Genomic DNA, 23,493 nt, shown 5'->3' with positions numbered 1-23,493 from the left:
TGTCATCCTGGCGCGCCGGGATCTCTTTTGGATCAGTTGACGGTATATTCTGACGGATCGCTGTGGTGTTCCAGAATGCCTTCCATCCATTGCCAGAAATGCCAGGTTACGAGGCTCATCGTGGGCAGGGAAAGAAAGGTCATCATCATTCCCGCAAGGTGTTCGTCGACCAACGGGGTCAGCCCCCAGAGCATATGAGACGATTGCGCGGGATTCATGCTCATGGCGCTCCAGAACCAGATGCCACCCATCGCCATCATGGCCATTTCCATGATCCACACGTAAAGCGCCTTTTGCAAATGGTTACGCAGATTCGGCCACGACGGGAACACCTGAAGAGACTGCATCCAGACAATGATTCCTGAAACCAGATAAACGCCCGGCAGCAAGGCAAAAACCAACGGGCTTTTTAAGCCCAGCGACATCTGATCGGACATGTCCCATATCACCAGTATCACGGCCAGAATAACCGCGGTAACGGGGGGCGATGCAGGAATCGCAACAGCTTCCAGAATGCGCCGTTCGTTTTTGCATCGATCAGTTTAAAAGGAATTCCGAATACGATCAGTGGCGCCGCCAATTCGAACTCACCCATGAGCTTTAAGGTGTACAGCGTCATCGATTCAGGCACAAAGGCATTGAGCGGAGATTCCCAAAGAAACATCGTCATCAGTATTCCGGCAACAAATGTCCACACTTTCCACTTGGACCAGTTCGCGTCAGAGCCCCGATCTGCCATGTAGCGATCATATTGTTGAAAATAGTAGGTTATCACGCCGATGGCCCCGAGCCACGGGATAGGGTTGAGGTTCATCAGCAATAACGTTGTCAGCCTGACGGGTGCGCCTGCCACCAGATATCCCGACGCATATAAGACAATCACCACCAGCGATATTGGTAAGGCTATTTTCCAACGCCGTATGAGACTACTCGCCCAAACCATATATCCCATTTGCAACTGTTTCATGTCGCCACCTCTTCCTTTCGGTGTGTACGGTGCACCTCAATACCATACGGCAATTTTACCGAAAAACAAGGCATGAATCGCGTCTTGGCGCTGCCCCACCCAACCCGTCCCTTGCCGTCATGCCGCCAGCGCAAATCCCAGCGCCGGCGTACCGCCGGTATGTTCCGGAATGCGGCAACACCTGATTCCGGCGACGTGAACAATCCTATGCCCACCCGAACTCCCGTAAAATGCGGCAAATTGTCGCACCCCGATATCAGGAGCATTGTGCTTCTCTGGTGACAGCCGCTTGCCGGAATGGGCCGGGCTGTGCGTGTCCACACATGATGGCCGGGAAATGCGACACTTAGCTATTGGGATCGTCGATTAGAGTCGGCCATTGCCGCTCAAATTACCCGTGAGTAATGCACCGGCTTTTGCGCGAGGTAGGCGTCGAAGGCCATGCAGATATGGCGGATCAGCAGCCGCCCCTGCGGCGTGACCGTCAGGGTATGGGCGTCCATGTGCAGGAGTCCATCACTCGCCATGGCCTCCAGGGCGGGCAGGCTGGCCGCGAAATGCTGGCGGAAATCCAGACCGAACTGTCGGTTCAGCGCGGCAAAATCCAGGCTGAAATCGCAGATCAGACGGGTGATGATGTGGCGGCGCAGCAGGTCCTCGTCGCTCAGGCGCAGGCCGCGCTCCACCGGTAAGTGGCCGCTCTCCAGGGTGGCGCCCCAGGTATCCAGATCCTTGATGTTCTGACTGTAGGTGGGGCCGACCATGGCGATGGCGCTCATCCCGAAGGCCAGCAGATCCGTCCCGGCATGGGTGGAGTAGCCCTGAAAATTGCGATACAGACTGCCTTCCCGCTGTGCGATAGCCAATTCGTCATCGGGCAGGGCGAAGTGGTCCATGCCGATATAGAGATAACCGGCCTGCTGCAGGGTGGCGATGCTTTCGGCGAGGATGCGCAGCTTGGTGTCGGGGCTGGGGATGTCCGCATCGGGGATCCGCTTCTGGGGCGGGAACCGCTCCGGCAGGTGGGCGTAATTGAAGACGGACAGGCGATCCGGGCGCAAGGCGAGAACCGCCTCCAGCGTCCGGGCAAAGCTTTCCGGGGTCTGCAGGGGCAGGCCATAGATGAGATCAAGGCTGACGGAGCGAAAGCCAAGCTGGCGCGCCTCGCCGATGACACCCGCAGTGAGTGCAAAACTCTGTTCGCGATGCACGGCTTTCTGCACTGCCGTATCCAGATCCTGCACCCCGATGCTGATGCGGTTGAAGCCGAAGTCGCGGAGGAGGCGGAGCGTGCCGGGCTCCAGCGCGCGCGGGTCGATTTCGATGCCGTATTCACCTCGATCATCCGGGAGCAAAAGGAAGTGTTTGCGGATGCTGTCCAGGAGGGTGGTCATGTCATGCCGGCGGAGGAAAGTGGGAGTGCCGCCGCCGAAATGCAGCTGGTCCACGGGACGGTTGCCGTCGATGTGGGCGCGTGTCAGGGCCATTTCCCGGTCCAGATGGGCGACATAGGGTGTTCCCCATTCGTGATGGCGGGTGACCACCTTGGTGCAGGCGCAGTAAAAACACAGGTGCTCGCAAAAGGGGATATGGAAGTATAGGGAGAGTGGGCGACCGCTGGCATTGGAGCGGTCGAGCGCGCCTTGCAGCGACCTTTCATCGAAATCTTCGCGGAAATGGGGGGCGGTGGGGTACGAGGTGTAGCGCGGCCCCGGCCGGTCGTAACGGCGGATGAGTTCCGGGTCGAAAATCAGGCGTTGGGTGGGCGTTATGGTCATCGGCTTTTGGCTCCGTCGAAACGCGGTTGCAGGGTGATCATAAGCCTGGAATATCCTTTACCCCAAGCAGGTTGGCCGCTACGCTGGCGCGGATTTCGGCGAGGAAAGCCTGCATGTGCGGCTGCTCCGCCTGCTCCGCCGTGGTGGCCGCCTGCAGTGTTTGCCAGAGACCCTGCGATCCCAGAGGAATGGCGCGGACATAGTTTTTCTCGCCGTAACTTCCCACCGCCCAGGCTGGTAACGCGGCGATGCCCTGCCCGGAGGCGACGAGCTGAAGAATGATGACGGTGAGCTCCGCGTGGCGCCGCCGCCAGGGCTGGATACCCGCAGGCTGGAGAAATTCGCGAAAAAGATCAAGGCGGCGATCCTCTACCGGGTAGGTGATCAGGGTTTCTTCCAGAAAGTCCGCGGGGGTCAGAAAACTGCGTTCAGCCAGAGTGTGCCGCGGATTGACCAGTGCGACGACTTCATAAGCGAAGAGCGGGTGCACGATAATATCGCAGCCCATGGCATCCGGGGCGGTCAACACCATGAGGTCGGCCTGATGGCTCTGGAGCAGGGGTAAGGGATCCTGCTGAAAGCCCGAAACCAGATCCATTTCCACGTCCGGCCAGTTCTCGCGAAAGTGGTTCATGGCGGGCGTCAGCCAGTCGAAGCAGGTATGGCATTCGACGGCGATACGCAGGCGGCCGCTGTTGCCCGCTGCCCGCCGTCGCAGTTCCTCCTGCATCTGCCGGATACGCGGCAGCACTTCCCGGGCCACGGCCAGCAAGGCCTCTCCGGCGGGGCTCATGCGTAACTGCGCGCCACGTTCCCGATCCAGGAGATTGACACCGTATTCTGCTTCCAGCCCGCGCAACTGGTGGGAGAGCGCGGATTGGGTGAGGTGCAGGCGTTGCGCCGCCGCGGCGAGGCTGCCGAACTGGGCGACTGCCTCCATAGTGCGCAGGTGACGGATTTCCAGTGGCATGCGGATCCCGGTGAGCAACAGATCAGGTTGCAGTTTCCCACGAACATCGGGTAATGCAAAGACTTTGGGGGATGATGGGGATTTCGTCGTGCGGCACCCCGTTCGCCGAAGGCGACCGGGGATTGTATTAATGCAGATATAACGTCACAAAAAGTTCATGAAAAAGTCATAATAGTGTCATGTTGGTCCTTTACCATAGGTGGCATCATTTCAAGAACACCAAAGAGGGAGGGTTGTTGTGTTTATCAAAAACCGCATTGTCATCGCGACGGTCGCCGTCCTGTGTGGCGTCAGTGCCTCAGCCCAGGCCGAAACGCTGACCGATTTTTTCAAGCAGAGCAAGATCGATGGCCAGATCCGCTCTTATTATTTCAGCCGGGATTACGGTGCAACCGGACCCAATACCTACAATCAGGACGTCTTTAGTCTGGGGGGCATCCTGAATATCAAGACGGCACCTTTTCTGGGCGGCTTTGGTGTAGGCGTCAGTTTCTTTACCGCGCACGGGCTCGGGGCGAATGATACCAGTGGCGGACCGACCTACCCACATCTGGATGCGACGGTGATGGGTCCGCAGTCCATCGATGCCCTGGGGCAGGCTTACCTCCAATATGAGATCCCCAAAACGCTGTTGATCCGGGCGGGTGATCAGGAGCTGAATACACCCTGGATGAACGGCTCCGATTCGCGCATGTTGCCCGCCACTTATCAGGGTGTGTTTGCCGATGTTTCGCCCTATCACGATTTACACCTGTATGGCATGCGTATTTTCCGCTGGAAGAGTCGCACATCGAATAGTTATTACAATGACAACCTGTTTTATCCCGCTAATTACGAGGGGGATAAACTGTATGGTGGTGGTACACAGCTGCCGACCACCGCTCCCTCCACCAGTGGTACCCTGGCTTTTGGCGCCTCGTATTCCCTGATGGGCGCCAAGGCGACCGCCTGGTACTATGATTTTTATCAATTCGCCAAGATGTTTTATACGACAGCGGATTATACGCTGAAAACCGGGACCGGGGTTGATCCATTTGTGGGTGCCCAGTACCTGCGTGAGTGGGGTGCTTCCCTGCTCTCCCGGCAAGGGGTTGACGCCACGGCCTGGGGCGTCATTGGTGGCGTGAACTACAAAACCGGTATGGGTGACGGGACCTTCAGCGTGGCCTATAACGCACTTGCGCCGCAGACTGGCGGATTTTTGAACGGCGGAATAGTGTCACCCTATACCGTGGGCTATGCCACCGATCCACTATATACGACGGCGATGATTCGTGGCCTTGCGGATAATCTGGGGCCTGGGCATGGTTACAAGATCAAGGTAGCACAACATCTTGACTTGATGGGCCAGAAATTCCTGGCCATCGCGGCATTTGCGCATTTCACCACCTATTATAATGGCAGCAGCAGTTATCCCTATTTTGATCTGACCTATTTTCCAGGTGGCGCATTCAAGGGGCTTTCCATTCGTGACCGGGTGGAACTGGCTACCGGAACGAGTGCGCAATATGGTAATGGTGCCGGCTTCAACAAGGGGCATTCCTTCATCTACAACCGGGTGATGCTGACCTACGCATTTTAGTTTTCCTCCTGTTTAGTTCCTCCTCTCCTCGCCTCGACCCGCAAGTCGGGGCTTTTTTTATCCGTTCGCGGCCTATATCCCGAAGATCTGGCGGAGAACGTATTCCGGCCTGAGATCTTCCATACAGCGGTGATGTCGGAGTGGACACTCGCGCTTTCCGCAGGGACTGCAGGGCAGGTCGATGCGTAGAGCCTGCGCCCCGGCGGAGAGGGGGGGGTCATGCTGAGAGGGGTGGAGCCATAGAGCGCGATGACCCGGCTGCCGACAGCCCCTGCCACATGCATCAGACCAGAGTCGTTGCTGACCGTCAGGGGGGCGAGCGACAGCAGGTCCAGAGCTTCCAGCAGGGTGGTCCGGCCCCCTAGATCAAGGGTTTCCGGGACGGCCGCCGCTATGGCCCGAGTGATTTCTGCATCCTTGGGACTGCCGAAAATCCACACGGCATAGCCGCGTTCGATAAGGGCCTGGGCCAAGGTACTCCAGTGATGCACCGGCCAGCGCTTGGCCGGACCATATTCGGCACCGGGTGCCAGGGCGACCAGGGGCCGTTGTGGCGGGCTTATGCCCAGCCGCTGCAGGGTCGCGGCAAGGGCCGCCCGATTTACCTGTAAACGGGGCGCGGGAAGTTGCGTGGGTTGTGGAAGGCGTGGCGGCAGTCCGAGGGCAACGAAGCGGTCCACGGTGCGCAGCAGTTTCTTTTTGTTCAAGCGACGGCGGTCGTTCAGGAGCAAACGGCGATCCGCACCGCTGAAACCGGTGCGGGTCGGGATATGTGCCCAATAGGGGATCAGCGCGGATTTGAAGCTGTTGGGCAGGCAGATGGACCAGTCATAGTTCTGTGCGCGTAATTCCGCTGCGGTCCGGCGCCGCAGACGCAACCCCAGTTGACCGTGGTCGATGCACAGGGGCATGGCTCGTCGCACCTCCAGCATGCGTTCCGCTATCGGAATGCTGGCGGGCGGCGCCAGGACATCCACCTGCAGGCGTGGCCAGCGACGGCGCAGTACCTGCAACAATACCTGCGCCATGACCATGTCCCCCACCCAGGCCGGACCGATCAGCAGCAGGCGGGCGGGATCGTAGCTGTGGGCAATGCGGGTGTTGCGCGGAGCAAAGGCTTCATGTTCGTTACAGGGCGGTTCTGCTGCGTCGGCATCGTGTGCATCGGGATCGTCCTGCAACTTTGGTCGTTGCTCGGACATATTACTTGCCCATGAGCATGATCAGCGCTTCGACCGAGATCAGGATAATGATGATCCATTCCAGAATCGTCTCCCGGTGGTGCCGGGTGGCCACGATCATGACTTCCAGTCCCTCATGAATGGCGTCGAGTTTTTCATCCAGGGCGCGGAACCGGCTGGTGAGCTCCAGGTCGGCGGAGAGTTCGCGGGAGAGCAGTTCCAGCCCTGGGGTTTCCCAGACGATATCGGGGTTGTCCAGCACCGCCAGACGGGAAAGGATTTCGGTGCGGGTAGCGGAAGTCGAGGCGAGAAAGCGCAGATGTCCGCTGCGCCATCCCGGCAAACGCCCGGTGCGGGCCACTTCCGAGAGCAGGTTCAGGGTGGTTTCCAGCAGATTTTCGACGGCCTCTTCGTGGAGTTCCAGGGCCAGGCTCTGGGCCAGACGCAGGGCGACCAGAAGGATGCGTTCTTCATCGAGATTCTTGAGGGTGACGCCATCACGGCCCACGCCATCACGTTCGCCGACCAGGATCGCGAGCTCTTCCACCTTGGGATTGGCGATGGGGGTGAACTGCGCCTGCACGGTGGCGATGACTCTGGCCTGCAATGCCGGTCCCGCACCAAAAAAACAGATGACACCGGACCGGAAGAGCACCACCCAGGCGTCACCGTCGCGGAGCAGGCGATGGGCGGGCGTATCCTCTGCTGTCTCTATCCCGAAATCTTCGCGCCAGCTTTTGAGAGAGATATGGCGTACCGGCTGGATGGCGTGCAGGATGCTGGTCATGGCTCAGACTTCGGGGAGCAGTTTGCCGGGATTGAGAATGGTGTCAGGGTCGAAGACCTGCTTGATGGCGCGCTGGATGCTCAGGCTTTCCGGGCTCAGTTCCAGGGGGACATAGGCGCGCTTGCTGCTGCCGATGCCGTGCTCGCCGGAGAGGGTTCCATCCAGTGTCAGTACGGCCTGAAAGAGCTTTTGCAGGCCCTGCCTGGCACGGCGCATTTCGTTGCCATCTTGGGGATGGACCAGAAAGTTGACGTGCAGGTTGCCGTTCCCGGCGTGACCGAAGCTGACGATATGCAGGGACTGTTCTGCAGCGATCCCTTCTATGGCCTCCAGCAATTCGCGCAGGCGGCTGACCGGCACGACCACGTCCTCGTTGATTTTGAGGGGTGCCATGGCTTTGGTGGCGGGGGACAGGGATTTGCGCGCCGCCCACAGATCGGCGACGGCAGCCGCGTCCGTTGCCTCCAGGATTTCCAGGTTTCCCTCGCCCGCCAGAGCAGCGCGGATGGCCTGCACCTGGTCGGGGATGGTGATCGCCTCGCCATCCACCTCGACCATCAGCAGGGCGTTGCTGCCTTCTGGCAGATCCCTGGCGGCACCCATGGCGCGCACTGCGGCCAGGGCGTAGGGGTCCATGAGTTCCAGGGCGCTGGGCGTATGGTGTTGTGCCATCACCCGCTGCACCGCCGCGCAGGCGCTGGCCGTATTGTCATAGGCGGCGCGCAGGGTGGCCTGGGCGGCGGGGAGGGGGAGCAGGCGCAGGGTGGCCTCGGTGATGAGGGCAAGGGTGCCCTCGCTGCCTACCAGCAGACGGGTCAGGTCATAGCCGACCACCCCTTTGCTGGTATGAACACCGCAGCACAGCGTTTCGCCGGCGCCGGTGACGGCACGCAGGCCCAGTACGTAATCGCGGGTGACGCCATATTTTACGGCGTGCGGCCCGCCGGCATTCATGGCCAGATTGCCGCCGATGCGGCAGTAGGGGTTGCTGCCGGGATCGGGGGGGTAAAACAGTCCGTCGGCCTCTACATAGGCACTGATCGCGGCCGTGATACATCCGGCCTCTACGGTGATGGTACGGTCCACCGCGCTGTAATCGCAGATTTTTTGCATGCACTCGAAGCTGACGACGGCGCTGCCGGGTACCGGCTGTGCCCCGCCGACATTCCCGGAACCTGCTCCGCGCGGAACGAGGGGCAGACGATGGCGGCGGGCGATGCTGACAATCGCCTGCACTTCTTCATGGCTGTGCGGGAAGAGCACCATCACCGGTACGCAACTCCCCGGAGTATCGTCGCGGCTATAGATGGCGAGGGTTTCTGCATCGTCGCGCACCCGCTCGGCATCGAGAGCGGCGCGCAGGGCGGGAATGATGGTGCTGATGCTCATGGCTGGATCCCTCGGATTTTTTGCAGGAGCGCGGTGGTGCTCCGTTCGTGGCGAAAAGGAATGCTGAGTACCCGGCCGCCTCCGGCCTGCACCCAATCGGCACCGACGATGCGCTCTATCGGCCAGTCGCCACCTTTGATCAGTACGTTGGGTTGGAGATGTTGGATCAACTTCAGTGGGGTGTCGTCGTCAAATGCCGTAACGAAATCCACCGCCTGTAATCCGGCGAGCACCGCCATGCGGTCTTCCTCGCTGTTGACCGGGCGATCCGCGCCTTTGCCGAGGCGGCGCACCGAGGCATCACTGTTGACGCCTACCACCAGGCAGGCGCCTTCCGCGCGGGCTTCGGCGAGATACTGCACATGGCCCCGGTGCAATACATCGAAAACGCCGTTGGTAAAGACCAGGGGACGACGGAAGGCGCAGGCTTCAGCCAACGCGTCCCAGTCGCGGAGCACCTGGCCGGTGTGGAATACGGATGCGGGGGCATCGCCCACAAAGCTGGCATCCACACCACTGCAGAGGGCGTGAATGAGGACGAGGTGGACTTCCTGAATGCGTGCCGTGTTCTGCTCGGGCACCCGCAGTTCAATGTCCACGGGGCGCAGCAGTGGCGCGAGTTGCCCGCCTTCCTTGCCGGTAAGAGCCAGCACCCACATGCCGCGCTGTTGAGCAGTCCGGGCGGCGGCGATGACGTTGGCGGAGTTGCCGGAGGTGCTGAATGCGACCAGACAGTCACCAGGACGGCCCAAGGCCTCGATCTGGCGGGCGAAAATCTGTTCATAGCAGGCATCATTGGCGATGGCGGTGACCACACTGCTGTCGGTGCTGAGGGCGATGGCGGGCAGGGCGCGGCGTGTTGTCTCAAAGCGGTTGACCAGTTCCGAAGCGAGGTGCTGGGCATCTCCGGAAGAACCGCCGTTACCGCAACTGAGTACCTGCCCGCCCGCCTGCAGGGTGGCGATCAGGCGCCGACTGGCTTGCGCGAAAGGCGCTGCAAGGGCTGCGGCGGAGTGCCCCATACAGGTAATATTGTTGTGCAGGGCAGAACCTATCCAGTCATTGCCGGTCATGGGCTGGGTACTCTGAAGGCATCACGAATCCAGTCTGCCGGGGCATCACCGTCCAGGGCGACCACATCAAAGCGGCAGGGGCGTAACCCATGCTGCGGGTTACGCAGCAGAAAATATTCTGCGGCGCGGATCAACCGTTTTTGCTTGCGGCCGGTGATGCTGGCCGCCGCCCCCCCTGCCGGTCATGGGCACGTTGGCGTACCTCCACGAAGACCAAGGTATCACCATCGAGGGTGATGATGTCAATTTCTCCCATCCGGCAACGATAGTTGCGCGTCAGGGGGCGTAGCCCGTGCCCCGCGAGCAGCGCAATTGCACGGTCTTCACCCTGCTGACCTGAAATCTGGCGTGGCGACGGCATGATTCAGGCGCCCGGCCCAGGCACTCCCGATAAAGGGACGACCCGTCCGTTCTCCACTTTCATCCATTCCATGTCCCGCACGATGCGGCCGTCGGCAGCAAAGCGGAGGACGCCTGTAGCGCCGTTCAGGCTGCCACTCATATCCTGGTCCAGAACGCGCTCCGCCATTCGATAGGCATCCAGCCCGAAGGCCGCCATGCGCCACTGGGCGTCACTGGCGTTGGGGAGATTGGTACGCAACAGTAGTGACGCTTGCGGCCAGCTTTGCCCGGGGTTGATGATCCAGGGCATATCGACCGATTCAATGCCGGAGAGCCCCTGCGCGTCGCTGGGCAAGGCTGCGCCGTGCAGCAACGCCGGGCTGAAGACAGGCACAGTGCGATTGATCTGCCGGATGGCAGTGACCGCAGAGTTGGCGTTTTTCGCTGCGGTAACCAAAAAGACAAAACTGTGTCGCCCGGGGGGCGCGCTCAACAGTTGCTGCGCCTCGCTGGTGAGCGAGCGACCGGGCAGATAGGTGGTGACGCCACTGACATCGCCGCCGAGATGCTTCCAGGCGGTGATAAAGTCTGCCTGAATGGCAGCTCCGCTGGAGTCCTGGGGGTACAGCACATAGGCATGACGATAACCCGCTGCATAGCTCTGGGTGGCAATCTGCCGGGCCGCGACGTCCCGACTCAGGCTTAGGGTATAGAGTCCGGGCTGCCGCACATCAGATGCCGTGCCGAGGGCTATGACCGGCGGGTCACCGGGCTTCCGGACGGCGGCTACCGCGTTGATATCCTGCGGCAGCCAGGGGCCGACGAAGATTTTGCAACCTTCCCTGACCCCACGCTCAAAGAGTACGGCGGTGTAACTGGGGTTGCCGGTACTCCGCAGAATGCGCACTGCGGGTCCAGACCGTAATTGCGCTGCTGTTTCCATCCCTGCGGCAATGGCCTGGGAGAGCGGCCCGTAGAACCCGCTGGAAGGTAACAAAGCACATATGCCGCCGGGCGCGCGGTTGAGGGCAGAAGCGCCGGCAGCCGTCGCGTCGTCGTCCGAGAAGTTTATGGGGGGGTGCCCCGGATGTGCCGCCAGCCAGGCACGGATCGCCGTCTGCCGCTGTTGGGGATCGGGATTCTGGCGGGTGATCAGGGCGATGGCGATCCACTCCTGGACAAGGGGATTACCGCTACGTCCCTGCCAGTTCTGAAGTTTTGCTACCGACTGCTGGTCGAGGAGGGCATGAATGCGGCGGTGATTCTCCGCGATCGCATCGCCGCCCAGCAGGCTATCCCGTTCGATCAGAAAATTCAGCGCGGTGAGTTCATGGCCTTCCTGCGTATAGAGTGTGGCTAGGGTGCCCATGGCCCGGGCACGCACTTCTTGGGGTGTGCTGGTGATGGTCAGGATTTCTTCAAGGTTGCCCTTGGCGCTGGGGGTCTGCCCCTGATCCATGAGTCCCTGGGCGCGGACCCAGAGCGCTGCGCCACGCAGAGTGGTATTGCCGTGCTGCAAGCGCAGTACTTCATTGGCCAGTAATATCGCAACCTGCGGCTTTTGCCCCTGCAGGGAAGCCTGTGCCGCTTTCATCAGATAATCGAGCTGGGCTTGCCCCCGCACATCGGCGGCTGCGTGAATATAGTCCTTGGCCGCTTCCTGGTAGTGCCCTGTGATCATGAGCTGGTCGGCGCGCTCTGCCTGCGGTGTCTGAGAAACGGCGGTGGCCGTTTCGACAGGCGGCGGATTCGACGAAGGTGGCGCTTTATGTGGCATACTCGCGCATGCGCTCAGGCCCATGGCCAGGGCCAGAGTCATCAGCAGGCGGAAAGAGGCCTTCAAGGTTGCGGGAGTTGTCATGAGCAGAGTGTATGGAGAAAGGCGAAGGTGTTCAATGACCGAAGCGCGGCCTCGGTCGGGAATGCGCTTATGAATGACCATGCTGAGGCAGCAGAAGGGGCCGTCGGGCAACTAACCATTATCGCCACTCCTATCGGTAACCTCGATGATCTCTCACCGCGCGCGCAACGTGCGATTGGGGCTGCTGCCCTGATTCTGGTGGAAGACCGCCGTCACGCCCAACGGCTCTTTCAGCATCTGGGTGTGCAACCCAAAACGCTGGCTCTGCACGAGCATAATGAACGTGTCCTTGCCCCGCAGATTGCCCTGCGTATCGCCGCCGGGGAGCATATTGCGCTGTTGTCGGATGCAGGAATGCCGTTGATCTCCGACCCCGGGTTTCCGCTGCTGGCTTTGCTCCGTGAGCAACAGTTGCCGGTGACCATCATACCCGGGCCTAACGCCGCCCTGTCTGCGTTGGCCCTGTCCGGTCTGCCCAGCGACCGCTTTAGCTTCGAGGGTTTTCTGCCTGCCAAAGGGGGGGCGCGAAGGACCCGGATACTGGCCTTGCAGCGGGAGCCGCGCAGCATGATTTTTTATGAGGCGCCACATCGGATCAGCGAGACACTGGCGGATATGGTGGAATTGTGGGGCGAGGATCGTGGGGCGGCTCTGTGTCGGGAACTGACCAAAGTATATGAGGAATGTTTGCGGGACTCGCTGGGGGGGCTGGCGGCGCTACTCCGGGCACATCCTGACAAAGTGCGCGGCGAAATGACGCTGGTGGTAGGCGGCGCACCGGAACAGACGCTGGAGGAAGCCGACGCCGACCGTTTGCTCGGCCCGCTGCTCGCCGAACTGCCGCTGGCGCAGGCCGTGCGTATCGCGGCCAATCAGAGCAGCATGGCGCATCGTTTCCTTTATGGACGGGCCCTGGCCTTGACTTCCGGGCGGGACCCCGTTTAAATACGCGCTCTTGGCCCAGGTAGCTCAGTCGGTAGAGCAGAGGACTGAAAATCCTCGTGTCGGCGGTTCGATTCCGTCCCTGGGCACCATATAAATCAGGCGGTTACCATCTTTTTGGGTAAGGCAAAAATGTGCGGTTGTGACGCATTTGTACCATGCGGACAGACCTTTTCCAGGATGCTCTCAATTTTTGCCGAATCCTCTGCGAGATGTTCCGGGGCCATGTGCGCATAGCGACGCACCATCTCGACCGATTCCCAACCGCCCATTTCCTGTAACCGCTCCCGGCTTGTGCCGGACTGGATATGCCAGCGTAAATCGGTAATCCCTGCCTTTTCCAACGCCTTTCGCCAGGCTTTGGTATTCGTCTGTTTCACCGGCTTCCCGCGATAAGTGAATACCTGGGTGAGATGCCTGCCTATCTGACGTTGCAGAATGGCAATGGCAGAGACGGCAATCGCCAGGAGCGTACCGAGTGGCACCGCGTTGCACTCTTCGCGAGGACGGCAGAAGTCGCTGGCGAATATCTTCGCAAAGGGAGCCAGGCGTACATCGAGGGGCGTATCCGCACCAGAAAATGGACCGATAAGGACGGTCAGGAGCGGTATTCCACGGAGATCGTGGGCGACCGGCTCCAGTTGATCGGTGGCCGCCGCGACGCGGCTGACGGTGGCAGTCCCGCACTACAACATGGAAGGAAGACCATTTCCATAGAGCCGGTTCTTGCCCAGCACGGCGTAGGTATTTCCGCTCGGATCTACCCTGAATCCCCCGCAGTGCCAGTACCGGTGGAGCAGGCCATCAAGGCGCTGCTCCCGGAGGGGTGGAAGTTCGCCAGGATGGCGCTAGTCGCATTTTATATCTGCTGGAGAATCCCATACCGGCCCACTCACTCTGGCGGCGGCTGGCGAGATGTTTGATAAAGGTAGTACCAACAACAACTAACCAGGGGGGCGCAATTTAAATCACTCGCACCTGCGATCGCCTCGGCACAATCCCTATATCTCGCGTTGGCTACGCGGGACTATGGCTGGGTTTTATGGTGGTCGTGCTGGTGGTGCGGGCATGGCTCGCCTGGTCCGACTGGCAGTAAATTACTTCATAGGTGCGAGTCCTATGGCCAGATTTACGCAGAACTGAAGGCAAGGAGAAAGGCAGGGGCGTTGTTGCGAGGCAGGGTCTAAAAGGGCTTGCGGAAATGAATTTCCACAAGCAGTGTGCTGTCGACAACCAGTAGGCTCAACGGCGGCAGTGCAGCGTTTGCAGTCATTCCCATCCAGCTTGGAAACGAGTAATATCGGTCAGAAGCTGACCTCATCTAATTGCACCGGGAGTGGCTGCTTGCTGATTGAGAACCGACATTCTGCTTCCGCACCGTCTCCACCATAGTTATTCGTCAGCAGAGGACTCTTTCGCGTTTTATTGCCGTCTTTCTAGTGCCGCAAGCTGTGACTCAGCCTCAGCCTTTTGCCGATCCAGATCGCGCTGCATCCCTTCAAATACACAAATAACATTGTCATGACCATGCGGCTTCATGCCATAGAGGGAGGCGTCGAACATGTAGTTGTAACGATTAAGTAGCGTGCGTGCGCGCTCCAGCAGTCGCTCCACTTGCTCATCGAACAACGGCGGGAATTTGGTCTCATCGCCTCGTTTTGTTAGCGTAGCACCTCGGTGAGCTAACAGGGTGTGGCGATACAGATTTAGTGCTTTGACATCCGGGTCAGACATCGAACTGGCATCGATGTCTTGGTTGAGTTGCGTCAGATCAGGCTTGGCCGCATCTTGTGGCATCCATTGTGCAAATGGGTCATCAGGCCGTCGCTGCAACACGCCATCCTTATCAAACAGGTGCAGGTGGTCACGAATAGCTATGAGTAACGACTGCATGTGAAGCGAGCTATCCTCTTGATCGAACGCGCGTGCCAAACTTACCAATGCTGTTTGACGGTGAGCGAGCAGCGTGTAATACCAGAACGTCCACGCCTCAGCACGCACCTCTGGCCATTTGTCCAACTGCGCTTGAAGGGCGTTTAGCTGACCCCAGTGAATGTGGGCATCAACGACGTCTTGCGCAAGTCCACGGATTAGGGCCCCAAATTCGGCCTCATTGATGTTTTTTAAAGACATAGACCATGATATCCCTGATTGCATGCCGTGGAAGGGCGGTAAAATTGCTCTCCTCAGGCCGCAGTTGTATCAGGATACAGCCCAAGGGAAAAGATATCTGCGATTTAAAAATCTTCCCAGTAATCATCATCCCTTCGAGGCGCGATACCGTTTCATACTGAGGCGTCTTCGAGATGTCCGAGGTAGCGCGCGCAAAACTTGGCGGCGTCCACGCCAACCTCAGCAAACGCTTGTTCGGGGCCGACATCCGGGATCGGACAACTGTAGCGATAGCTTGATTGGCCTGATGCATTTTGGAAGAAGCGGCCGAGCGGGTCGATCATTAAGTAGGACTCAACCATTTCCGTGTTGTCCTCGACGCACAGAATGTGGCCTAGATGCTGATGCCGAGCAACAAAGTCCTGAAAATCAGAATCGCTAACCATCAATTCGTTGGTGATCACGGGAAGCATGCGCAGTATCTTCCAGCGTTGAGGTGCTAAACGCTGAAGCAATACGCTTAGATCCTCATGACAATTGAGCGCGTTGACGACGGTGTTGAGCTTGATCTGCAGACTAGAATTGCAGCGCCTCGCTTCTTCAATAACCTCCGCCAGTTGCTCGACTATCAGCAACTGGCCATGCGGGCCTTGCCGCCCAATCAGGCGATTGGTAGGGGATTGGCCAGAATCTAGGCTGACCCCCAGCACGGAAAGGTGCGGAGCAATCTGCACTGTAACGGCAGGCGATAACAAACTGCCGTTGGTGATCAGGGAGGTGGTGAAGCCAATATTGCGTGCGGCGAGCAGGATCTGGCTTACACGCTCTGGGTAGAGGAGGGGTTCTCCGCCTGCTAGATTGAGCCGCACGCCCTGCCAATCCATCTGCCGGCGAAGTGGGTTTGCAAGGTTTTTCGGATGGAAGTACAGCCACAAATTTTCCAGCATCTGAGCGGTGGCCGGGATGTTATGAATGAGCTCCCGACCATTGCCATCCCAATGGGCATAGCAATAACGGCAGCGATAGTTGCAGGCTTCGGTGATGTGCCAGTTAATCACCAGTTCTGATAGCCGCGGGCGTACGCGCCAACTCCGCGTCAAGGAATGCGTCATGGTCATCTCCTGAACGAGTTAAGCGTCGGGGTGTGTGACGTAGCAGAGGCGGAAGCCGACCTTCAAGCCTTTGTAGCGCATGGTCAGATGCGCTGGACAGCGATCCCGATCAAGAGGACCGGTCATAAGAGCTTTGCCGGTCGCAGCATTGGCTACAGGGGCAAAACCATCAGCATAGTCGGCTAACTATTCACCGAAATCTGGAACGGATACGAAGGGAAGCCCCTGTTGATTCTGCGTCCAGGTTAATTCTTTGCCAAAACGCAGGAATCCACCACCGTCGCAGGACTCTGGATAACGATGACAGGTTTCGTCCTCGGTTTTCCCATCTTCGCCAGTAACGACCCAAGTTAAGTCAGCCCAGCCGTCTTGTTCGATATCTTGGAGAGGGGGCGGACTAATTTGCTTCCACTCTTCTACCTTCAGCAGGCGAACGTAGAGGCCGGTTTTCTGCTCGTAGTAGCGGCAATATGCCAAGGCATCAAACCACGTTACGCTCGCCGGAAGATGGTCGTCATCATGCAGATTGACTGCGGCGAGATCCTCTTTAAGCTGGACCTTGTTATGTGAGCGGATTACGCGATCATTCCGCCAATCCGAACTCTCGAAGAAACGCCAGAATTCCTGGATCGTCACCGGCGGCGAAACCATCAAGCAGTAATCGCTGAGCCGATGGGGGACAAAGTTCTGAGCCCCCCACCCCTTCGGCTGAGTCGGCTGCGCATAGTTACCGCGTGTTGCCACTAGTTCGCGCATGAGCAGCTTGAGGTAACCCGGCCAGGTAGCAACCGTCCCACCTTCTGCATAATGGCGGGTTTCTGCACTGTGCTCCAGTCGCTCATACCATTCACCGGTTTTGAAATAGAGATGTGCCTTGAACCGGGAGTCCTCCATCGCGGTTGGCAGTTCGTGACTTTTGAAGAACGGATGGTATGGATTCCCCGTAAAGACTTCGTCCCGCTGATCACGGATGACCCAGTCAAACGCACCGTTTGCCCCTTTCAGGAAAATGATGTTGTCGTTGCCGGGCAACGGAATGATATCAACCCAGCCTGATTCAGAACGGTCGATCTCTTGGCGAAAGATATCGAAGACCCTGCGGTCAAAAATAAGCTCGTCCTCGCTGGCGTTGTACAAACGGAATTCGGGCGGCCGTTGCATTGGTGCCACCAGATTGTCGCCTAGGAGGTTGAAGGCGCCGGCGATGTGATCAAACCGGTATGAATGAAGCAACAGGTCACGGCCGGTCAATTCAAGAAAGTCCGGTGCATCGGCATCACAATCGAATTCACGCTCCAAGGAGAGAACTACTTGGTTGGCCCGATCTTCACACCATTTGAATCTGGCTTCGTCACTATAGAGGGAACCATCGGCCAGTTGATGTATATCGAAACGGCCGCGGCCGCTTGCGGCGAAAAACTTGGAGCCGACGCCGGTGAAAATTCTTTCCGGCATCGGCAGGCCAGAATTGAAGAGACGATCCGATACTTGACGGGCTTTCAGGCTATAGCAAAACATGCGGGGCCAACTGATCAAGTCGGCGGGGCGGGTCATGCCGCGGGTCTGGAGGAAGTCGATAAGTTCCAGTTCGATATTCCGCCAAGCATCGAAGGATTTGCTGCCTAGCGCTTGTGCAAGTCCATGGTGGAGGCTGCTGACTTTCAGGGAAACATCTTCGGAAATGGGCTGATCGGAGCGCTTGCGAGCATCCCGAAGGACTTTGGCCGACTTTTTGACGTGATTGCAGTGTAAGCCCGCTAGCTGCATTGCCCAGAACTTCGGTTCTGCAGATTCGGGTTGGCCGGGACGGGGAATCAGAAGGTTGACAGGGCGGACTGCGCGCAGCAGGTTTTCGGTATTCATGTGAATCTCCAATCAAAAGCCACGACGAAGTCGTGCTGCCTCAGGCCGCATTGAAAATGCCAGCTAGATTTGGAGGTTACAGAGGGAGTACCCTTGGGCAATTTCGGCTGAAGAGGCTGCTTTTCACCCGCGAGTGCTCACACGCGTGGTAGAGATTACCGCTTTAAACGTCAGATAACAATAGGGTCCGCTTGCCACCCATAACCAGCCATATTTCAAAGACGCCTCTTTGTCCGGTTTGGCCGAACTCCGGGCGCTGACTATTCCCACCTTGAATGGCCGCTTTGGGTCATTTGCTTACCGCTGCTGAACGACCGCAATCAGTCTGCTGCCGACCATCAGGGCTCAACGGCGGCAGGGCAGCGGAAGCCGCCGTTCACAAATAGTCCACAATGTGTGTTTTCATGATCATAGAAAATCGGACGGGAATACCGAAACCAAAACGTCCCGGGTGTTTTCAGTTACTCGGCGTCCGAAAAAGATTCCTTAAAAACCAATAACCACAAAATAGAGCCCATACAGAAACATTATTGATAGTTCTACATCTCATAGTGAGCGTAAATAGCAACCTCTAAAATAAAACCAGCTATTACGGATAATATTGCTATAACATTTGATGGGCCGAATGCGTAAAATAGAATCCCAGCAGAGTAATACAACGTGTAACAAAATTTTTTTGATAGGAAATAAAAAATACCTACTGTCTTTTTTTCTGTTATACCTATCACTTTCTCATTTATAACTATCGACACTTTTATCCTCATTTGGTTAAGGAAGGATATAAATAAACCAAATATATATATCAATGAAAAGGTTTCAAGCTCCCCGCTGTTTGGGATTATTATCTTCTTAACTTCCGGAAAATGAAAAATGATTATCGCAGCAATTATCCCCATCACTATAGAGAGAGATATGTGTGATGCCCAACTGGATACATCAGAGGCAAAAAGAAATATCTTTTTATATGTCGGTATCTTATGCCTGTTTTTAAACAAGGAATATTCATCTTTAATTTCATCCATTGCTGTCTTGTTTATCGTTACAGTATCGCCAGCTATAAGGAATTCAGATCCTGTTTGGAAGTTTTTATACGCGAAAAACGCATTATTTTTATCAATTTTTACTTGATCGCTAATTATTTTTATGGAGTATCCTGATCTTCTTGTGAAACAAGAAAAGCTGCTGCACTTATATATGTTCTCTATCTCATCGCCGATGTTTTTTGGCTTTGCTATAGATTTGAAAAATGTAGAAAAAATTGTTTTCCCAGACATTAATTCATTAGCCATACCGGCTAATTGATTAGAATCCATGATTTATCCTTTTTTCACTTAATAAAAATAAATAATAATTTTTAATATTTTTAAAAGATTACAGAGAAGGAAAAATGTCAGGAAAGTGCTGATAAGATTGATGCGGGAGTTCTGTTTCTAATAAATAAGCGGTTGGCCTTAATCGCAACATCTGTGCCATTGAACATTTGTGTCCTTCTGTCGCATGATTGCCAATCTCGGCTGCGCGTAATACCTGGTTTTTACAGGATTCATCACTTAGCCTTTGGATGCCATCATGAGACAAAAAGTTGATACTGCTAGACTTGACATTTGCCGGTTGATCAAACTGTCGTGCAGCAACCATGGTCATACCTCCTAGTGTCATACCGTGATGAAAATCATAGTGTTTTTTCAGTCAGATGTCCACCCATTACGTAATTAGTAACAGAATGCCTGTTGAGCAAGCCTATGTGAGCGCCTCAATGTCCGCTATCAGTCTAAACCCGCCGTTCACTCCGCATGATACTATTCCAGTAGTCTGGTGATCAGGATCTGGAATAATGCTATATTGTCCATCAACAATTTTGGCTGTTGCTCTTCTGTCCCCACTCACAACTAAATCCTATCGATAAGGGCTTTAGCCTTTCTCTTATCAATATCTGGGTCAGTCTTCTGGCTATACTCCACTGCCGCAAGATCATCCCCGCGCTTTCGATTTTGTCGTGGTTCCAGGGCCTCAATAAGTATTGCTTCCAATGCTGGAACCAGCTTTTCTGCTGGATATGACGCTGGCATAACCCCGATGCTGCCGGTCTCGGATACAGGAAGCAGACCGAACCACGAAAACCGATCCCATCTTGTAGCCATACGATCCGCAGTATGTTCGTAAAGTCGTCGCCCTAGGGGACGGTCGGTGCTACGTCCAACGTAAATAACTTCTCTGCCGTCATACAGTAGATAGATGCCAATTTGTCTGCAGAAGTCTACTGAGTCGGCGCCTATCTGTTGGACCCCGTAAAGTTTAGGCATTGCGTTCCATTCTACAATACGCTCCGCGATGTTAGTATAGTATAGTGTAGTGGCGTAGATGATTCTGCCAATACCTCATCTATGACAGCACGCCATTTCTTGTCCGTTACGATCATCGTTAGTCCCTTTGCCGTGCATCATACAAATACCGCTGAAACCCACTGAATACCTTCCTCACCTCTGCCGGGCTACCCAGCTCCGCAAAGGCATCGGATATGGCGTTGTTGTACTTCAGTCGGAGTAATGGCGATAGCTTTTCGGTGTCCAGTTCCGCATCCCCGACCTTGATGTATTGCGCCAGCACAAAGTCCAGAAAGGCCCGCTGCTTGTCGGTGAACTGTTGGTCCATACTCTGCTTGGCGTGTTCAGCCCGCTCTGATCTGGAAACCGGTTGCAAGGCAAAGGCCACATAGGCCAGCACGTCATAGAGATCACTATTCTGCGCGTCGATGATTTGCTGCATCTCCATGAGCAGTTCCCGGTTATAGCCCTTCTCGGCCAGTCCCTGCAGAAAGCTCTTCCGCGTCTCAGGATCGCTCCATATCTGGCGAAGCGCGTCCTCATCCTTGAAGAACTCCGGCAGTGTGCCAAAGAGCCCTTCCAGAAACTGCGCTGCCGTAACGGGATTTCCATCTGGTCCGAAATAGATGGTGGAAGATATGCTCTGGATGCTGCGCTCCTTCCCATCCCGCAGCTTCACCCGGATTTTGACGGGCCGCTCGGTCGGCGGTAGAGGTAGACGGGGTTCCCGCACTTCGCTGCTTCCCCTGTGGATTCCGCTTCCAGCGGCTCGCCATCCCATTCCGGATCACCAAAATGATGATGCGCCTTCACGAAGTCATAGACGGTGAAAAAGTCCTTCCCATCATACAGCCGGGTGCCCCGACCGATGATTTGCTTGAATTCGATCATGCTGTTGATTTGGCGAAGCAGAACGATATTGCGAATGTTCCGGGCATCGACGCCGGTGCTCAGCTTTTGGCTGGTGGTCAGGATGGTGGGGATATTTTTTTCGTTGTCCTGGAAGTCTTTCAGATACTGATCGCCCATGCTGCCGTCATTGGCCGTCACGCGGACACAGTAGAGGGGATCGGTGCTGGTCTTCTCCTGATTGATGATGTCCCGCACCATGGCGGCATGTTCCTGATTGGCGCAGAACACCAAGGTCTTCTCGCGCTGGTCGATCTGGCTCATGAAGAGTTTTACCCGATAGCGTTCCCGCTCGGGGATGACGATTTTGCGATTGAAGTCTTTTTCCAGATAGGTTTTTCCAGGCTGAATTTCCCCTTCGAGGAGATCATCATCGGGGGTGTATATGTATTCGTCGATGGTGGTGGCGAATTGCTTGACCTTGAAAGGGGTCAGGAAGCCGTCGTTGATACCGTCCTTGAGGCTGTAAATATAGACCGGCGCTCCAAAGTACGCATAGGTGTCCACGTTGTCCCGGCGCTTGGGTGTAGCGGTGAGGCCCAACTGTACCGCAGGCGCAAAGTATTCGAGGATGCCGCGCCAGCTGCTTTCGTCCTTGGCGCCGCCCCGGTGACATTCATCCACCACGATGAAGTCGAAGAAGTCCGGCGGATAGTCCCCGAAGTACGGCGTGTCACCGGCACCGCTCATGAACGTCTGGAAAATGCTGAAAAAGATACTGCCGTTGGTAGGGACGCGGCCTTTCTTGCGGATATCCTCAGGAGCAATCCGCACCAGGGCATCTTCGGGAAACGCGTTGAAGGCATTGAATGCCTGATTGGCGAGGATGTTTCGGTCGGCCAGAAACAGAATACGCGGCCTGCGGCTGGGTTCACGAGAAAGGTTCCAGCGGGCCTGAAAGAGTTTCCAGGCGATCTGGAAGGCGATGAAGGTTTTGCCCGTGCCGGTGGCCAGCGTCAGGAGGATGCGCTCCCGCCCCTGTGCAATGACTTCCAGGACGCGCTGTACGGCGGTCTCCTGATAGTAGCGGGGCTGAAATGACCCCCCGACACTTTCAAATGGAATGGCGGCAAAACGATCCCGCCAGGCATTTTCTACGGCATGGGTTTGATTCCAGAGTTCCTCGGGAGTGGGATAGCGGGTGATGTCGCCCTCGCTACCCGTTTCCATATCCATCCCATAGAGGGATTGACCATTGGTGGCATAGGTGAAGCGTATGGCCATCTTCAGGGCGTATTGCTTGGCCTGCATGACTCCTTCAGTATGGGGCAGATCGTGGCGCTTGGCTTCGACGATGGCGAGCTTCTCGTTGCGGTACTCCAGCACGTAGTCGGCAATCTCGGGCTTGCCGCGTTGTCCGGCGCCCTGCAGCCGCCCCTGAGTGATCCGGTACTCCCGCAGTACCCGGCTGCCTTCCACCACACCCCAGCCAGCGGCCTTGAGGGCAGGATCTACCAGTTGGGCGCGGGTGTCGGCTTCATTCATGGCGGAGTCCCTATAAGTCGCCGTTAAAGGCTTGGTGTAATAGGGATTGCTTCAGCTCATCGAGAGCTGTGATTTTTTGCTTGTAAAGGGATTCGAGGTGTTGGGTATAGTTATTTAACTTATCTATTTCAGAAACTATGGCCATTTGCGCCTGCAAAGATGGAATTGTAATAGTCGACTTTTTAATTGTTTTGAGAATTATTCGTTTTATGGCAGTTCCCGTCATGCTCCCAGTTATTTTATTAATACCTATTGGGCTGCGTAAATAAAAGTATAAGAATTTTTGAAGCAAAAAGTTTGTGTTGGATTTGATGAGGCATACACTGGAAAGCAAGCTAAATGGTTCTGCTATGCTATTTATGGAGACGTTGCCTGTATTCGAGCCATCCTTCGTCAAAAGGATGTCGCCAACATCTGGCTGGCATCGGGAATAAATACGATTATGAAAATCGCTGTTAACATAAGCAACTTTATTGAGATCCAAGTAACCATCCTTTATATTTTTTGAGGTTATATATAGAAATCTTCCATTTCCAGGGGTATCGAAAAGAACTTGAGGGGATTCATGGGCACCATCCTGAATTTTTAAACAGACTTCATCCAACCCCTTCTCCATCCATCCCTCACCCCGCTGCGAAAACACCGCATTCAGATGGCTCTCAAAGACCTCACGGGCATTCTGGAGATTCTTCTCCGCGTTCGCCTTTGCGGTTGCTATGCCTTCAAAGGCTTCGTCGAGGATGGCGACGATGCGGCGTTGTTCGGGGAGGGGGGAACTGAGGTGGACAACGCATAAACTTCATTTCGATTTATTCC

General features: G+C 56.4%; 18 protein-coding genes, 1 tRNA gene and 3 pseudogenes. 5 read left to right on the top strand and 17 right to left on the bottom strand.

Annotation, left to right across the window (positions count from 1 at the left end):
• Positions 1–32: 32 nt before the first annotated feature.
• From AFERRID_RS06460 to AFERRID_RS06450, 3 genes and pseudogenes are all read right to left on the bottom strand, one after another.
• Positions 33–739: pseudogene (locus tag AFERRID_RS06460) on the bottom strand (cytochrome c oxidase assembly protein).
• 614 nt (positions 740–1,353) lie between these two features.
• Positions 1,354–2,745, bottom strand: a complete 1,392-nt coding sequence (gene hemN / locus AFERRID_RS06455) for an oxygen-independent coproporphyrinogen III oxidase (protein WP_126604615.1) — start codon at positions 2,743–2,745, stop codon at positions 1,354–1,356.
• A 37-nt stretch (positions 2,746–2,782) separates the two neighbouring features.
• Positions 2,783–3,715, bottom strand: a complete 933-nt coding sequence (locus AFERRID_RS06450; protein WP_113526381.1) for a LysR family transcriptional regulator — start codon at positions 3,713–3,715, stop codon at positions 2,783–2,785.
• A 238-nt stretch (positions 3,716–3,953) separates the two neighbouring features.
• On the opposite strand from AFERRID_RS06450, the gene AFERRID_RS06445 reads away from it, so the two are divergent.
• Positions 3,954–5,297: an OprD family outer membrane porin gene (locus tag AFERRID_RS06445; RefSeq protein WP_126604614.1), complete on the top strand. Its 1,344-nt coding sequence runs from the start codon at positions 3,954–3,956 to the stop codon at positions 5,295–5,297.
• Here AFERRID_RS06445 and waaF read toward each other — a convergent pair.
• From waaF to AFERRID_RS06415, 6 genes and pseudogenes are all read right to left on the bottom strand, one after another.
• Positions 5,294–6,499 (bottom strand): lipopolysaccharide heptosyltransferase II, encoded by a 1,206-nt coding sequence (waaF, locus tag AFERRID_RS06440; RefSeq protein WP_232027850.1) that lies wholly within the window; start codon positions 6,497–6,499, stop codon positions 5,294–5,296. The genes AFERRID_RS06445 and waaF overlap by 4 nt on opposite strands.
• 1 nt (position 6,500) lies before the next feature.
• Positions 6,501–7,265, bottom strand: a complete 765-nt coding sequence (locus AFERRID_RS06435; RefSeq protein WP_126604613.1) for an RMD1 family protein — start codon at positions 7,263–7,265, stop codon at positions 6,501–6,503.
• Positions 7,266–7,268: 3 nt separating this feature from the next.
• Positions 7,269–8,654: an FAD-binding oxidoreductase gene (locus AFERRID_RS06430; protein WP_126604612.1), complete on the bottom strand. Its 1,386-nt coding sequence runs from the start codon at positions 8,652–8,654 to the stop codon at positions 7,269–7,271.
• Entirely contained in the window at positions 8,651–9,727 is a 1,077-nt protein-coding gene (gene rfaE2 / locus AFERRID_RS06425) for a D-glycero-beta-D-manno-heptose 1-phosphate adenylyltransferase (RefSeq protein WP_126604611.1), read from the bottom strand. The genes AFERRID_RS06430 and rfaE2 overlap by 4 nt, the downstream gene beginning before the upstream one ends.
• Positions 9,724–10,088, bottom strand: a pseudogene (locus AFERRID_RS16095) (YraN family protein). Before AFERRID_RS16095 ends, rfaE2 begins: the two are co-directional and overlap by 4 nt.
• 3 nt (positions 10,089–10,091) lie before the next feature.
• Entirely contained in the window at positions 10,092–12,011 is a 1,920-nt protein-coding gene (locus AFERRID_RS06415; RefSeq protein WP_226832965.1) for a penicillin-binding protein activator, read from the bottom strand.
• Between AFERRID_RS06415 and rsmI the strand changes: the two genes are divergently transcribed.
• Together rsmI and AFERRID_RS06405 are read left to right on the top strand one after the other, a co-directional pair.
• Entirely contained in the window at positions 12,000–12,875 is an 876-nt protein-coding gene (gene rsmI, locus AFERRID_RS06410; protein ID WP_126604610.1) for a 16S rRNA (cytidine(1402)-2'-O)-methyltransferase, read from the top strand. The genes AFERRID_RS06415 and rsmI overlap by 12 nt on opposite strands.
• Positions 12,876–12,888: 13 nt before the next feature.
• Positions 12,889–12,964: transfer RNA gene (locus AFERRID_RS06405), tRNA-Phe, on the top strand.
• 6 nt (positions 12,965–12,970) lie between these two features.
• Here AFERRID_RS06405 and AFERRID_RS15150 read toward each other — a convergent pair.
• Complete coding sequence (locus AFERRID_RS15150) at positions 12,971–13,252, bottom strand: site-specific integrase (protein ID WP_172959343.1); 282 nt, start codon at positions 13,250–13,252, stop codon at positions 12,971–12,973.
• A gap of 33 nt (positions 13,253–13,285) precedes the next feature.
• On the opposite strand from AFERRID_RS15150, the gene ssb reads away from it, so the two are divergent.
• A complete protein-coding gene (ssb, locus tag AFERRID_RS15955; protein ID WP_269149223.1) occupies positions 13,286–13,795 on the top strand; it encodes a single-stranded DNA-binding protein in 510 nt (169 codons plus the stop codon).
• A gap of 499 nt (positions 13,796–14,294) precedes the next feature.
• Here the strand turns inward: ssb and AFERRID_RS06390 are convergent, their stop codons facing one another.
• The 7 genes and pseudogenes from AFERRID_RS06390 to AFERRID_RS06355 all read right to left on the bottom strand — a co-directional run bounded on the left by AFERRID_RS06390 (position 14,295) and on the right by AFERRID_RS06355 (position 23,281).
• The gene (locus tag AFERRID_RS06390; RefSeq protein ID WP_126604608.1) at positions 14,295–15,005 is read right to left on the bottom strand and encodes an AbiU2 domain-containing protein; all 711 of its coding nucleotides are present in this window, start codon (positions 15,003–15,005) and stop codon (positions 14,295–14,297) included.
• 152 nt (positions 15,006–15,157) lie between these two features.
• The gene (locus AFERRID_RS06385; RefSeq protein WP_197722483.1) at positions 15,158–16,096 is read right to left on the bottom strand and encodes a viperin family antiviral radical SAM protein; all 939 of its coding nucleotides are present in this window, start codon (positions 16,094–16,096) and stop codon (positions 15,158–15,160) included.
• 186 nt (positions 16,097–16,282) lie between these two features.
• Complete coding sequence (locus AFERRID_RS06380; RefSeq protein WP_126604606.1) at positions 16,283–17,959, bottom strand: formylglycine-generating enzyme family protein; 1,677 nt, start codon at positions 17,957–17,959, stop codon at positions 16,283–16,285.
• Positions 17,960–18,498: 539 nt separating this feature from the next.
• Positions 18,499–19,272, bottom strand: a complete 774-nt coding sequence (locus tag AFERRID_RS06375) for a hypothetical protein (RefSeq protein ID WP_126604605.1) — start codon at positions 19,270–19,272, stop codon at positions 18,499–18,501.
• A gap of 58 nt (positions 19,273–19,330) precedes the next feature.
• A complete protein-coding gene (locus tag AFERRID_RS06370; protein WP_151528011.1) occupies positions 19,331–19,597 on the bottom strand; it encodes a hypothetical protein in 267 nt (88 codons plus the stop codon).
• A gap of 783 nt (positions 19,598–20,380) precedes the next feature.
• Positions 20,381–22,677, bottom strand: a pseudogene (gene hsdR / locus AFERRID_RS06360) (EcoAI/FtnUII family type I restriction enzme subunit R).
• Between the two features lie 10 nt (positions 22,678–22,687).
• On the bottom strand, positions 22,688–23,281 hold the full coding sequence (locus tag AFERRID_RS06355; protein ID WP_172959342.1) for a restriction endonuclease subunit S: 594 nt from the start codon (positions 23,279–23,281) through the stop codon (positions 22,688–22,690).
• A gap of 48 nt (positions 23,282–23,329) precedes the next feature.
• On the opposite strand from AFERRID_RS06355, the gene AFERRID_RS15530 reads away from it, so the two are divergent.
• The gene (locus AFERRID_RS15530; RefSeq protein WP_225982036.1) at positions 23,330–23,473 is read left to right on the top strand and encodes a hypothetical protein; all 144 of its coding nucleotides are present in this window, start codon (positions 23,330–23,332) and stop codon (positions 23,471–23,473) included.
• Positions 23,474–23,493: the final 20 nt, after the last annotated feature.

This window comes from Acidithiobacillus ferridurans (assembly GCF_003966655.1).
Lineage (GTDB): Bacteria > Pseudomonadota > Gammaproteobacteria > Acidithiobacillales > Acidithiobacillaceae > Acidithiobacillus > Acidithiobacillus ferridurans.
The sequence above is the reverse complement of the archived record's forward strand: the minus strand, read 5'-3'. Positions and strand labels throughout refer to the sequence as shown.